The sequence below is a fragment of the Desmonostoc muscorum LEGE 12446 genome (assembly GCF_015207005.2).
GTDB lineage: Bacteria > Cyanobacteriota > Cyanobacteriia > Cyanobacteriales > Nostocaceae > Nostoc > Nostoc muscorum.
The window spans coordinates 4,495,806-4,509,666 of sequence record NZ_JADEXS020000001.1 but is presented as its reverse complement, the minus strand read 5'-3'; the positions used below and the strand labels follow the sequence as shown (position 1 = coordinate 4,509,666).

Sequence of the window (13,861 nt, the reverse complement as noted above, 5' to 3'; positions counted from 1 at the left end):
GTTCCCATTCAGATGCAGTACAACATCATATCGCAAGGTGTAGGGGCACGGCAGTGCCGTGCCCTTACAGCCCACATTCGGCACCCTAACGGTTAATGCCCTATGGCTTTTTTACAGCTTCAATTTTTGCTTCTACCTTCACCGTTTTCACACCTTGAACTTCCTTAGCCAAGGTTTCAGCTTTTTTGAGTTCTTCTACAGAAGCCGCTGTGCCTTTGAGAATAATTTCAGCCTCTTTGTTTTCAACTTGTAACTTATTCCCTGGTAAGCCTTGATTCAACTTTTTACTAACTTCAGTTTTTAAATCAATTTCAGCTTTTGTTCCTGCGGTTTTTAGGGAATCGGTTTTAACTTTAGTGTCTGTAGTCAGTGGTGGAACAATGGTTGGTTGTGCTGGAACTTTAAGAATTTTATCAACACTTGGATTTGTTTCGGAAGCCGGTGTTGCTGGTGCTTGAGACGCTTCATTGGTAGTGCTAGGAGTTTCGGAACCAGTTTTAGTAGCGTCTTGGCAACCAACAGCACCAAATACCAGAATGCCACTAACTAGAAATGGAATTAGTTTTTTCATTATTTATCTCCGAATTCAGTACTTGAAGCGATTAATTAAGCTGTGTGTCGTGATGAGGAGCAAATGTTAAAAATTTGTCACCTGTCATTTTTCCTTTGCAAATGACTAATGACTTAATATTTTGCAGCCAGTTTTGACAAAAACCAATTCAATTTTCCGGCGCTGCTAATCAGGATAACTTTGCATACAGCGTGTAGCTCTCTGTCAATTTAACGTAGATGCTGATTAGCTCTTTCAATGGTAGACTATGCCACTCCACAGTGGTGATTCGATGTTATCAGATTTGAGCAAATTTGGCGATGTTTACAACAACCTTGCTTCTGTAACTCCAAATCTCAGCATTTTTGCAATTCTCTGCCAGCAAAATTACCAACAAAATGCTACTTTAAAAAACTATGGCGATTTTGATTTGAATGAGATACATGGTAGGGGCGCATAGCAGTGCTACCCTACGAATTGTCTGTAATCCACGCCCAAAATACCAGGAAATATTAGCCAATGCCCTACCTTACTTCCGCCCGCGAAATTCGCCCCATTGTCGCTGAATATACTCATGCTAAAACGCTGTGGATAGATACAGAAGTAGCTGACTATAAAAGCCGTAATCCCAGGCTGTCGCTGATTCAGGTGTTGGATGATCCTTATGATATGAGTGGCGATCGCGTTTATCTTTTAGATGTCCTAGATCAGCCTGATATTATAGCTGAATTTATTGAAGAAATCATGTTAAATTCTACTATTGAAAAAGTTTTTCATAATGCCAGTTACGATCTAAAACTTCTCGGTAATAAAAAAGCCAAAAATATTACTTGCACTTTAGAAATTGCTAAGAAAATTCCCTATTATCTCTTGCCATTACCAAATTATCAACTCAAAACTTTAGCTACTGCACTTTGTAGTTTTAACAATATCGACAAACAAGAACAACAAAGCGATTGGGGAAAACGTCCCCTCACTGAAGAACAAATAGAGTATGCTTACCTAGATTGTATTTATCTGGCTCAAATCCACTCGAATTTGTTAGAATTACAAACTCAAACTAACCCAGACCCCACAACGGAAGATTTAAGAATACTCAGTGCTAGATACTCGCAACTTGAGCAGCAATGTAAGTTATTAAATTCCGAATTTGAGCATTTACAAGAACGGATTAAAAAAGCTATGCAAGCCCAAAATATATCTGAAACTGCTGATTACAAGCTGAGTAGTTATGAGCGTACCACAATCAAAACTATGTTTACAGAACTCGCAAATTTAGCACAAACCCAAGGTATTAATTTAGATTTTCCCATTACACTAACTCAGAAACTTCAAAAGGATTTGGGGCAAAATCTAGAACAATTGTCTGTAGATATTGATAAAAGCACCGCTTGGCGGTTAAGTGCTAAAACTCAAGATACTGAAACGGAGAATGATTAAGAGACGCGATAAATCCATGATTAAGAGAGACGCGATAAATCGCCGTCTCTACAAAGTTGCAACAAAATTTGTAGGTTAGGTTGAGGAACACGAAACCAACCTACGTCTTAAGAATCCTAGATTGATTCTGAATTTTGTATTCTTCTTCAAGAATATAGCGATTTTCATTTAAATGAGATACACGGTATGGGCACAACATGTTGTGCCCCTACGAATTGTCTGTACTCCACGCAATTGCAAACTGCTATATTCAAATATTCTCAATTTGAAACTCTCGTGGATTTTCCAAAATAAAAATTTTATTTCTTTTAACTAAATCACCCGTACATCTTACAGGTAAGCGTTCTTGATAAGACTTTATTGCCAAAATATAATCATAACCGATAAGTTTAGTTTTGATTTTGCGTAATTTATCAAATACTGTACAAACAATGGTAACTTCACCACTTAATTGATTTGTGTTAGGAGTTGCAAGTTGCGTGACAAAGCCTTGAATTTTGAGATGAGGATAATTTCTAATAAATTCACTTAATATTTCGAGGTAAGAAAAATTTTCTGAGTCTGCTATTGTTTCAATAAGTTCACGAATTCTCGGAAGATAATCACCTAAATCTTTTCTGCTTGGTAGTAAGATTTCAAATTTTCCTTCTTCTGCTTTCTTGTGCCAGATTGTCGCATTATCAAGAAATGGTCGTTTTTCCTGCCAACCGTGAGATTGCAAATACTCTCTGAGTTGTTGTGGTTCTATATTTTTGATAATTTCCGCATCTTGCACTGTAACTTTCATGGTTGTACTCCTTGACCGATACCTTGCATAATTGACTCAAGAGAAGCGACTGTAAATTGATTATTTCTTGGTATGGTGACAGTTACAGTCGATATATTTTGTGTTTCTGGCATGAATCGCAGCGATAACCAATAGCTACAATACCTCATACAAAGTTCTTGTTCTGATTGTTGCACCCACTCGCCTAAGTTATCGGGAAGTAAAACTACAATTAAGATTCTAGGAACGGCAAAGTCAACCATTCGTAAATCATTGTAGTTTTTTAATTTGAGAGGGTAGCGGATAGCGTTATCGTTGAGGACATCCCTTGATGTTGATTTTAGCTGTAATTCCAAGCGAGGCGCACGGATGCGTCCCATAATACCTGTAGCTGCAATTCCCCAGTCTACGCTATCGTCGTCTACGGCTGGCTTGTAGAGAGAATAACCTGCAACACTGGTGATGGCTTGGAGATATGCGTTGCTAAATTGTTCTTTCTGTTGGTTGATGTCCACTAAGAATTGAGTTTATTTTTGATGCCATTTTGAGTTTACATTGCCTTTGCTGCTATTTTATGCACGATCGCAGCGTTAGCAGAGTGATTAAATTGACAAGGGCACAGGGCTTGATGATTTTAAATTTTGGCTGAAAGGATTTGTTTCGCCCAATAGAAACGGCGCATGTAGCTTGCTTCTTTGCAAGAGTAGCGAAATAATTTTTAATCTAAAATGTAAAATCTAAAATTGGCACGGTCAATTAACAAAATTTTTTGAAAGCTGTATCAAAAGTTAGAATAATTATTCTGCTAAAGAATTAAAATCTAGATTTTGGGACTAATTTATTTCAGATGTTCTCAAGAAAGAATGAAGGCGTCAGGCACCAGATTTTTTTGTTGTGACTTCTGACTTCTGAATTCTGAATTCTGAATTCTTTAAGGCAGTTTATCTTAACTTATGATACGGCGTTTATTTAGGCAAAAACTAACAAAGGTAAATAAAGTATTTACCATAGCTATTTTTACTACATTGACAGCAATTAGTATTGTTTCTTGCAGTAGAAATGACAATGTATTGGTGACAGAAGTCGGAGTTAGTCCCCCTACCCGTCGTTCAGCTATCAGAAATAAAGCTGAGGCATTCTATGTTCAGGGAAAAAATCAGCATGTTAACGGCGATTTGCAAGCGGCGATCGCTTCCTATGGTAAAGCAATTAATGAAAATTCCCAATATGTCGCTGCTTACAACGGCCGGGGGTTAGCTTACTTTGATTTGGGAGACAAGGAAAAAGCGATCGCAGATTATAATCAAGCGCTCCGTATCAATCCTAACAATGCCGAAGCCTACAATAACCGAGGAAATGCCCGCGCCTCACTCGGAAATAACCGAGAAGCAATTAAAGATTACACTGAAGCGATTCGCCTGAATCCCAACTATGCCGAAGCTTACAATAACCGGGGTAATGCCCGCGCCTCATTAGGAGAACAAAACAGGGGGCTAGATGATTTTGACCAAGCCATCACCCTTAACCCCAAATATGCCATCGCCTACAATAACCGGGGAAATGCCCGTACTGCCAATGGAGATCCCCAGGGAGCGATCGCAGATTACAATGAAGCGATTCGCCTCAATCCTAACTTTGCCCCTGCCTACAATAATCGAGGAAATGCCCGCGCCAAAAATGGAGACAAGGAGGGCGCACTTAAGGACTTGGAACAAGCAGCAAACATCTTTCAAACTCAAGGTAACAATGATTTATACCAACAAGTGACGAAAAATATCAAAGAACTTGGGCAGTAGGGATTGGGGATTGGGGATTGGGGACTGGGCAAGATGAAGGAGATGAGAACAAGTTGCTGCATTCTTTCCCCTCTGCCCCTCTGCCCCTCTGCCTCTTCCCCATGCCCTATTCTTCAATAATCGGTGTACGCAGATCTTCTACTAGGGCTTGAATTTCTGCTGGCGGTGGTGGTGTTAGGCGAGAAACCACGAGGGTAACTATGAAGTTGATAATCATGCCCAAAGTACCGATTCCTTCTGGGGAAACACCAAAAAACCAGGGTTGTACGCCGCCAAATTTGACGCCGACAATGTAAATGATGGTAAAAATTAATCCCGTCAACATCCCAGCGATCGCACCTTCTGAATTGGTGCGTTTGTCGAAAATCCCCAGGAATATCACTGGAAAGAAGCTAGCAGCAGCTAAACCAAAGGCAAAGGCTACTACCTCACTCACAAATCCCGGCGGATTCACCCCAAAATATCCGGCGAGAACCAGGGAAAAACCCACCATGATGCGTCCAACAAACACCCGTTTTTGTTCTGAGGCTGTGGAATCTACTATGCGGTAGTAGATATCATGGGCGATGGAACTGGAAATTACCAGTAATAAACCCGATGCTGTGGACAACGCAGCAGCCAACCCACCAGCTGCGACTAAACCAATTACCCAAGGAGGAAGGTTAGCGACTTCTGGGGTGGAAAGCACAATGATGTCTCGGTCAATGTTAATTTCATTGGTGTCTTTCTTGGGAGTCAACTGGAAACGCCCATCTTTATTTTTGTCTTCAAAGCTTAGCAATTTCGTTTTTTCCCACTTCGTCGCCCAGTCTAGCTGCTGCACTTCTGTAACGGTTTTATTGTGCAGGGAATCAATCAGGTTATAGCGGGCAAACATGGAGAGGGCGGGAGCGGTTGTATAAAGAATGGCAATAAATAACAGTGCCCAACCAGCGGAAAAACGGGCTGCACGTACACTCGGTACTGTATAGAACCGCACTATAATATGAGGCAAACCAGCTGTACCTACCATCAAGGCGATAGTGGTAAACAGCACATCTATCATGGACTTGTTGACAAATGGCTCAGTATACTGCTTAAATCCCAGGTCAAGCTGGATTTGATTGAGTTTGTCAGCAACATTACTGAAAGTAAATGCTAGTTGGGGAATGGGATTACCTGTGAGAAACCAAGCAATGGCGATCGCTGGAATTAAGTAAGCGACAATCAATACACCGTACTGTGCTACTTGTGTCCAGGTGATGCCTTTCATGCCGCCCAACACTGAGAAAAAGCCGACAATCACCATACCGATGATTACGCCTGTATTAATATCTACTTGGAGGAAGCGGCTAAAAACAATGCCTACGCCCCGCATTTGTCCAGCAACGTAGGTGAGAGAAATGAAAATAGCTGCAACTACAGCCACCAAACGAGCGATATTAGAGTAGTAGCGATCGCCTACGAAATCTGGCACTGTATACTTACCAAATTTCCGCAGGTAGGGAGCCAGCAATAATGCCAGCAATACATAGCCACCAGTCCACCCCATTAAAAAAATAGAACCGTCGTAGCCCAAAAAAGAAATCAGCCCCGCCATTGAAATAAACGAAGCTGCGGACATCCAATCAGCGGCGGTGGCCGCACCATTAGCAATTGAGGGTATCCCCTGACCTGCTATGAAGAAATCTTTAGTATTTTCGACTCGTGATTGCCAACCAATATAAACGTAGGCGACAAACGAAAGTCCAACTATAACAATAGTCCAAATTTCAACTGACACAGTTTTTCCTCACTTCCTGAGATTGTATTCGTCGTTTTGCTTGCTGGGATTATATTTGCGGTCTAGCTTGTCCATTTGGAACGCATAAATGAAAATCAATGCCACAAATGTCAGGATTGATCCTTGCTGCGCCATCCAAAACCCAAAGGGTACGCCAAAAAACCGTATCGCATTCAAAGGTTGAACCAACAAAATACTGAAAACGAGGGAAACCAATGCCCAGACAATTAAAAGATTACGAATTAAAGCAGTATTAGCACGCCAATAAGAACGGCGTTGATCTTCATCCATTGTTGTTTATCGTCACTGCGTTAGTGCATCAAAATAATACCAAGAAGCCGTTATTATGCTGTATAATACTGTATTAATTTTTAAATTATTTAGTAAATAATATTTAACTTTACGTATAGAAATAACTAAGTAAATTGATAAATGAAATCTTCTCTCACCTGTAACATCCGATCAACAAAGAGTTCAGGAGTTAACGCCATGAGTCTGAATTATGACTTCTACACAAAATATTTAAAATTATTTACGTACTAATTACCAGGATACAAACACAAATAAATGCTAGAAAATAGTTTTTCTAGATTATGCCAGCTATTGGTCACAATACAACTAAGTTATTTTTAAATTAAAAATATACCAAAACTTACTGGGGCTTATTACGTAGTTAATTTAATAACATTAATTATCAACAGCTTATGATCGTACAAGTAAATATTACCAAATATTAGTAAATCATGATACAAAAGTTGCGCGTTTAAGATAAATGAAAATTTTGATCGTTAAGGCAACAGAAGTTGATTTTATAGCAACAGCCAAGATGGTTAGGACATTAACAGATGATAAAACCTAGACATAAAAAGACTTTTCACCCAGTCCCCAGTACCCAGTCCCCAGTCCCTTGCTATAACATCGCGTTTGGGTTGGCGATCGCTCATATCAACTAATCGACAGCATTTTAGTTTCGCAAAAATATTTGGTAAAAAATGCGAAAAGCATCAATCTCAGCTTGTAGATCAGTTTATATCTACAAAAGTGAGATGCACCCTTTAACTTAGCCCTCAAAAAGCCCGAATTTCAGCTTCTACCGTACCACTAAACAGAATATATGTTTATTGAAACACTATTCACAGAGCCGATTTATTTTTTCAGAATCATTATAATTGTCATATTTTCCATCACTTTGCATGAACTTGCTCACGGCTGGGCTGCTATGAGTCAGGGAGATAACACTCCACAAAAAACTGGTCATCTCACCCTTAATCCTGTAGTTCACATGGGCAAAGAATCAATCATCTTTCTCTGTCTCATGGGTATAGCCTGGGGACAAATGCCCGTCAACCCTTCTAAATTCCGCTCTCCCAAGCTAGGCAATATTTTGGTATCCGCAGCTGGGCCATTATCAAATCTGACTTTAGGCATTCTATTTATTGCAGTGCTTAAACTTATTGCTAACTTCAGCCTTCCAGGACTCTTCAGTGTCGAATTTCTTTACCTAGCGGCTCGAATCAATTTGATTTTATTTCTGTTTAATCTCTTGCCAATTCCACCACTTGATGGCTTTCATGTCTTCAGTGAAATTTTCCCTAAGTTAAAGGCATTAGAAAATACCCAATTCGGACTCTTTGCAATGATGCTTCTATTTATAATTCCCGAATTTGGGACGGGACTTAGTACCATTGCTGATTTAGTTATCCGCTCAGCACTTGGGGTAGAGTCATTAAGTTTTTAGCCCAATACTTGAAAGCCACAGAACCCCTAATACGGTTCGGTTAAGGTTTTTTGATTAAAATTCTAAATTCCAAAGACGCGATAAATCGCCGTCAAGACAAAAGATTGATTATTGTAGAGACGGCGATTCATCGCGTCTCTTGTCTTAACCGAACAGTATTGACAGAACCCCGATTTCTTTGAGAAGTAGGGGTTCTTGTTATTTACGAATGATTTAGGATAGCCAAGTTTTTGCTGTAATATTCAGTTTTTGCATAGATGCTGATAATACTATCACCAACTGCAAAAAAAGTACCTTGCTGCTCATTTTTAGAAAATTGCAAATTTGGATATTTGGTAGCAGCTTCTTGGGCAGTCATGGCTTTTGCTTGCATTTCTTCTGGCAATACTCCGGTACAACCAATATAAAATACCAAGGGAGAAATCTTGTCTTGGTAAATTTTTTCTGCATATTGCTCTAACTTGGCATTTGCAAGGGTTAATGCAGTAACCATTTCTTCTTTATTGATTTGCTTACCAGCTTGTTTATCCTGCAATAACTGTGCCAAACTATCAGCATCAACTTTCGTGAGAATATCTACAACTACGCCATTTTGCTCAAGCCCAAGAAAATCATCAAAAATTGGTTTCATTAACTCGTCAACTTTTGTAATTTTGGTGCGTGATGACAGTAGCTTCTCCCTAACAGCAAGATTCTCATTAAACGCCATCTCAAAACTCGCCTTGGTGATAATTTCTCCAGTATCTTTATCATAAAGACGATACATTCTGTTGAGAAATTTGTTAGCAGAAGGTAACTTGCTAAAGTTGAGAATATCTTGACTGCCAATATCAATTTTATAGCTCAATCTTGATTCCAGAGTTCCATTAACTAGAGCTTCATGGATATCTGCGTATTCATTAGTTGTTGGGAAGTTGATGTAAATATTCTTGGATAAATAGTGCTTTTTAAATTCATCTACTTGTTCTGGTACAAATACATCTGACTCCTTTTTCAAATGAGCAGAAATAATACTAATAAGTACTTTAATTTCTGCGAGTTGATTGAATAGTCCATCAATGCTGCTGTAATGACTATCAGCAGCTACAAGCGGCAAGTTATCTAGCTGGATGGTATATTCAGCACGAAAGTCAAAATCTTTGGCATCCAACACACCTTTTTCTTTAAGCAAGTCAAAAGCTTTTTTACTACTAATTTTGACTTGTAAGGATTTGACGTTGATTTTGCCGTCACTAACAATGGTGTAATTGTTAAAGCTATTGAGGTCATTGACTAGCAAACCTGCTACTTCAAGAGTGGGGGTTTGGTCTGCTAATTTGGCAAGTTTGACTTTGCGTTTAATCAGCATGTTGATGGTAGCGGTATTGCGATTAAAGTGAAATTCGCCCATACTAACATACTCAGCATTGTCTATATTTTCTGTTTGCAACCAAGGCTGGAGCAGTTCTCCGTTTTCATCTCTCACACCTTTTACACGCTTGATACTTGTTCTTTGATAATGTTCTTGCAGGTGCTTGATGTTGACGATGATATGATTGCAATATTGTGCAAAAATTTCGATTAGTTCTACAATAGTTGTTTTATTAGTTGTCATATTTCCACCTTCTATATAAAGGTCAAGAAGCTGCTGAACCGTGGAAAATTGAAAAGTATGAAAATTTCACGCAGAGACGCAGAGCCGCAGAGAGAAAGATTGAGTTTTCACTCTTTTGTAAAAGAGTTTGGAAATATTTATGGTGGAATTTAGCAATGGCGGGTATCCATATTTATATAGTACACTTGTATTATATAAATGTCAAGTTGGGTAGGTCTAGACCATCGTAGACATTGCCCTGCTTAGGCTCCGGGTTTAAAATAATCGAAGAGGCGATCGCCGGAATCAGCGCGAATCAATGCTACAACTACATCGGGTAAGGCTGCTAAACTGGGGTAAACTAAGTAGCGCGCTTCCCAACGGGGGTGGAACTTCTCTTTGTAGGCGTGTAATCCCTGGAAGTTGTAGAAGCGATTTAAATGCTCGTAAAGATAGTGCAATACTTTTTCTAAACGCCGTGATTCTGGATTATCTCCAACTCCAGCCAAAGCAGAAAGACCGAAATTAAAGCTATCGTAACCATATTCTTTAAAATGCTGGAGCATGGAAATAAATAAAAAGTCCATTATGCCATTTTCAATAGATGCTCGGTGCCGCATCATATCAATAGTTGCTTCGTTGAGTTGATATAGGACTAGTATTTGATTTCTGAAAAAGCTCCGTACATCTGTAAAGTGTCAAAATCAAAGTTAGTGTGTCGGAGAAACCACTCAAACATCCATTTGAGATGAGAGAACGAAGGAATCAAAGCACAGAAACGCCGCACCCAGGTTTTAGCTTGTAACCAAATATCCTCAATTGGATTTTGTGATGGGCAATTAGGAGCGAAGCGAACGCAATGAATTTTCCACTGGTCTGGAGACAAACCTTGGTTTATCTCTCCTAAAAAGTTTTGAACCAGATGTGAACGATGGTAAGAAGCACCATCCCAAAAAAGCAGTAATCGTTGGTTGGGAGACTGGTCTAATAAATAACGTAAATAATCAATTGTATTGTCTGAATTGCCAGCATTGTAAGCTTTAAGAAGCAACTTACCATCGAGATAATCAACCGCCCCGTAGTATGTCTGCTTCTCTCGTTCGTTAACGATGCCAATTGCTATTTCTTGGTCAGTTTTTCCCCAGACATAACCAGTTACGTCTCCCCATAACAGATGGCACTCATCTATTAGTAATACTCTCAGTCTTCCTTCTTCTATCTCCTCTCTATTGCTGTCCAACAATTTTTCAATCTGTTTTTTTTTGCAGCTACAGCCTCAATGTCCGCCTTTGGGTTTAAGCCAGTAGTTTTTTTCCAACTAATTCCCGCCGCGTCAAATAAATCATAATAACTCCGTTTCGATTCGTAGATGACATCATATTCAAAAGCCAATTTGTATTCCAGTTCACCAAGCTCCCAAATCTCCTTAGTTTGCAACCAACTTAATACTTCTTGTTGCTGTTCATCGCTCAGGTAACTCTTTCTGCCTTTATAATTTAAGCGCAATCCGCAAATTCCATATTCCTTATAAGCTTGCTTCCAGCTTGTTATTGAACCAACAGAGACATCTAAAATTGTTTGAATTTCCTCATACTTGTAGCCTTGATAAACCAGTTTCACTGCCAAAGCTTTTCTCACCTCACGGGCATCCGGGCGATTATCTATAAATTCTTGTAGTTCTGCGTTAGCGAAGCTCACCGAAGGTATCGCAGGTTGTAGATGCTGCTCTATCATTGTTCGCTCTTAGACAGATATCTCTCTCCGTATTATCTCGTACACTTTTTCAGAAATCAAATATGATTCCTATACTCTGGGATAATATTAGCAAAAGCACTGATCTGACCTTCGGGACTATGCACCACAACAAGCCCGCACTCTCGCAGATATGCTTCATCATACCAACCTAAAGAAAAGTGTTTTTCTGAACCTTCTACCATCTTTAGCCATTCATCACTCACAGGTTTGAGTAAGTGCAATAAATCATTGTCAATTGGTGGTTGATAAAAGTTAATTCGGTACCCTAATTTTGTTAAACGATTGATTGATGGTCTAAAGTTTTTACCAGCTTTACCTTGTAATGTAAAATTTTTTAAATCAACGATCGCTTCTTCTCCAATCTTGAGTACCTGAAATCCTAACGATTTGTAAAGTTCAACATCATCGGGTAAAGTTTGGTAAAAGGCAGGATACCAATCATTGCGTTGACAAAACTGCCAGAAAGCAACAATTGTCTCCTTGCGGTCTTCAATCGGCCCTATGGGATCTCCTAAGGCGATCGCACCTCGTCCTTTGGGAACATAAGCAATTACACTCTTACCAGCGGGACTGAAATAATAACTTTTATCATTTAAAAGTGTCAAAGCTGCTAAAGAAGAACATCCATATTGCTCGACAATTTCTTTAGCTTTTTGTCGCTCATTTTGAGTTACTAAATTACGCCAAAATACAGGTTGCAACAGCATGAACACCGCATATGTAATAGTAACTGCTGCAATAATATAGATAGAATTAGCAAAAAAATCTCCAAATCGACTCTTTGGTTGCAGTCCCCAATTATCCTCGGTGAAAAACATTGCTAAAGTCTGAAGTACGGCTTCACGCCAATTAAAGTTTTCAGAAAATTTACCGTCTAACAAGTAAAATCCAATAGTTCCGTATGCCAGGGTAAATAATAAAGCTCCGATAAGTACTCGCACTCCTTGTGCAATGGAAGGACGGTCTGATTGCGCTGTAAAAATATGGCGCATCAGAATTAATTGCATTAGCAAAACTCCAGATAATAGACTTTCTTCATAGTCGAATCCCTTCAGCAAGTGGCTAAAAATGGAAATTACTAATAAACCAATAGTAAGTAACCAAGCTATTTTTTTTCGGCGTAAGAAATTAGTAGCAAGCGTGAGTAAAACAAACCCAGTTAGCGCTGCAAAAACATGACCGCTAGCACGAATTTCAAATGGTAAAAATTCCTTTAACCATTGATTTCGCCCGTATAAGTTAGGTGTCACCGCTGATAATAAATTTACTACCCCGACTAAACCTGTAAGGAACGCTGCACTCCAAAGTCCAATTTGAGTTTTTAAATTATTTGTCATTTTTTATCATTTGTGATTGGTCATTGGTTATTGGTCATTAATTTTGGTGTTATGGGGTGTTTGAAAAGTCATGATGGATGTATCAAATATTTTTTACCCCTCCCTAACCCTCCCCTTGTAAAGGGGAGGGAACCGGATTTTTCTTGTTTCCCCCCTTTACAAGGGGGGATTAAGGGGGGTAACAACGCAATTAAAATCACAGCCAATCTCTTTTCAAAGAACCTCTTAAAACTCCTAACTCTTAACTCCTAACTTTTGAAACTGTTCTCCTACATAGGAGAGGGAATCTTTGAGATGTTTGTGGAAGTAGTTCCAGCCGATATTGGCACCAGATAAACCATGACCGCCAGGAAAAGCATAAAATACATGAACAATGCCTAACTTATTTAAGGTTTCGTTGAAGGCTTTGGTGGAAGCTAGTAAATTAATATCGTTCAGACCTGCATCTAGGTAAACACGCAATTGCTTTCTATCTTCAGGTGATAGCTGTTGCACAATTTGTTGAGGACTATTTTGTGAACCGCTGCTATCAGTAAAGTAACCGCTATGGCTAAACAGAATATGGAAGTTGTTGAGATAGCGTAACCCGATATTAAAAGCTCCCCATCCCCCAGAAGATAGACCTCCCAGCGCCCAAAATTCTGGTTGTTGTAAAGTGCGGTAGCGTGACTTGACAACCTGCACTAATTCCGAACCAATTAAAGTCCCGACTTTGCCATTCGGCCCATCAAAATAATCAGGATCGTACAAAGGACTAGAACCGCGATTATCATTACCATCAGGTGTAATTACAATGGATGGCGGTAATTTTTTATTTTGATAAAGTTCATGCAACACATCTAAAACTGCATATTTATCAGCAAAAGCGCGAGCATTATCATGTCCTCCATGTAATAAGAATATTACGGGGTAGCGCTTTTGCTGGTTTTTGTTATAGTCAGGAGGTAAAATCACGCCATAGTTGCGGATTGCACCCATCGCTTGGGAGTTGAAGCTTGCTAATTGAAACTTTAGCCCAGTATTTACTTGTTTTTGGGGTGGGTCTAGTTGTGGCGCACCTAAGATAAATACATAATAATAACCAGCGGTGGTGAGGAGTGCGATCGCTCCTACTAAACTCATTAAAAATTTATAAATCTTCATA

11 protein-coding genes and 3 pseudogenes are annotated in these 13,861 nt (G+C 39.3%); 4 read left to right on the top strand and 10 right to left on the bottom strand.

The annotated features are described in order from the left end of the window. Window positions 1–100: 100 nt before the first annotated feature. The gene (locus IQ276_RS19345) at window positions 101–571 is read right to left on the bottom strand and encodes a BON domain-containing protein (RefSeq protein WP_193915015.1); all 471 of its coding nucleotides are present in this window, start codon (window positions 569–571) and stop codon (window positions 101–103) included. Between the two features lie 247 nt (window positions 572–818). Between IQ276_RS19345 and IQ276_RS19340 the strand changes: the two genes are divergently transcribed. Beyond that, window positions 819–1,010 carry a hypothetical protein gene (locus IQ276_RS19340; protein ID WP_193915013.1) on the top strand — a complete coding sequence of 64 codons (192 nt, stop codon included), beginning with the start codon at window positions 819–821 and terminating at the stop codon, window positions 1,008–1,010. Window positions 1,011–1,069: 59 nt separating this feature from the next. Next, window positions 1,070–1,990 (top strand): ribonuclease D, encoded by a 921-nt coding sequence (locus tag IQ276_RS19335; protein WP_193915011.1) that lies wholly within the window; start codon window positions 1,070–1,072, stop codon window positions 1,988–1,990. Window positions 1,991–2,240: 250 nt separating this feature from the next. Here the strand turns inward: IQ276_RS19335 and IQ276_RS19330 are convergent, their stop codons facing one another. Both IQ276_RS19330 and IQ276_RS19325 read right to left on the bottom strand, forming a co-directional pair. Continuing rightward, window positions 2,241–2,777, bottom strand: coding sequence for a hypothetical protein (locus IQ276_RS19330; RefSeq protein WP_193915009.1), 537 nt, complete (start codon window positions 2,775–2,777; stop codon window positions 2,241–2,243). Next, window positions 2,774–3,271, bottom strand: a complete 498-nt coding sequence (locus IQ276_RS19325) for a DUF4365 domain-containing protein (protein ID WP_190876908.1) — start codon at window positions 3,269–3,271, stop codon at window positions 2,774–2,776. The genes IQ276_RS19330 and IQ276_RS19325 overlap by 4 nt, the downstream gene beginning before the upstream one ends. A 438-nt stretch (window positions 3,272–3,709) precedes the next feature. Between IQ276_RS19325 and IQ276_RS19320 the strand changes: the two genes are divergently transcribed. Then, window positions 3,710–4,552 carry a tetratricopeptide repeat protein gene (locus IQ276_RS19320; RefSeq protein ID WP_190876906.1) on the top strand — a complete coding sequence of 281 codons (843 nt, stop codon included), beginning with the start codon at window positions 3,710–3,712 and terminating at the stop codon, window positions 4,550–4,552. Window positions 4,553–4,658: 106 nt separating this feature from the next. On the opposite strand, the gene IQ276_RS19315 is transcribed toward IQ276_RS19320, so the two are convergent. Next, a complete protein-coding gene (locus IQ276_RS19315) occupies window positions 4,659–6,314 on the bottom strand; it encodes a sodium:solute symporter family protein (RefSeq protein WP_193915007.1) in 1,656 nt (551 codons plus the stop codon). A 9-nt stretch (window positions 6,315–6,323) separates the two neighbouring features. After that, window positions 6,324–6,605 (bottom strand): DUF4212 domain-containing protein, encoded by a 282-nt coding sequence (locus IQ276_RS19310; RefSeq protein WP_193915005.1) that lies wholly within the window; start codon window positions 6,603–6,605, stop codon window positions 6,324–6,326. Between the two features lie 823 nt (window positions 6,606–7,428). On the opposite strand from IQ276_RS19310, the gene IQ276_RS19305 reads away from it, so the two are divergent. Continuing rightward, window positions 7,429–8,052, top strand: coding sequence for a site-2 protease family protein (locus IQ276_RS19305; protein WP_193915004.1), 624 nt, complete (start codon window positions 7,429–7,431; stop codon window positions 8,050–8,052). A gap of 202 nt (window positions 8,053–8,254) precedes the next feature. On the opposite strand, the gene IQ276_RS19300 is transcribed toward IQ276_RS19305, so the two are convergent. The 5 genes and pseudogenes from IQ276_RS19300 to IQ276_RS19280 all read right to left on the bottom strand — a co-directional run bounded on the left by IQ276_RS19300 (window position 8,255) and on the right by IQ276_RS19280 (window position 13,860). After that, window positions 8,255–9,646: a hypothetical protein gene (locus IQ276_RS19300; RefSeq protein WP_193915002.1), complete on the bottom strand. Its 1,392-nt coding sequence runs from the start codon at window positions 9,644–9,646 to the stop codon at window positions 8,255–8,257. 242 nt (window positions 9,647–9,888) lie between these two features. Further along, a pseudogene (locus IQ276_RS19295) lies at window positions 9,889–10,278 on the bottom strand (phosphatidylglycerol lysyltransferase domain-containing protein); the annotation flags it as partial. Window positions 10,279–10,280: 2 nt separating this feature from the next. Beyond that, window positions 10,281–11,314 (bottom strand): annotated as a pseudogene (locus tag IQ276_RS19290) (IS630 family transposase); the annotation flags it as partial. A 113-nt stretch (window positions 11,315–11,427) separates the two neighbouring features. Beyond that, window positions 11,428–12,717: pseudogene (locus IQ276_RS19285) on the bottom strand (phosphatidylglycerol lysyltransferase domain-containing protein); the annotation flags it as partial. Between the two features lie 234 nt (window positions 12,718–12,951). Further along, window positions 12,952–13,860, bottom strand: coding sequence for an alpha/beta hydrolase (locus IQ276_RS19280; protein ID WP_193923380.1), 909 nt, complete (start codon window positions 13,858–13,860; stop codon window positions 12,952–12,954). Window position 13,861: the final 1 nt, after the last annotated feature.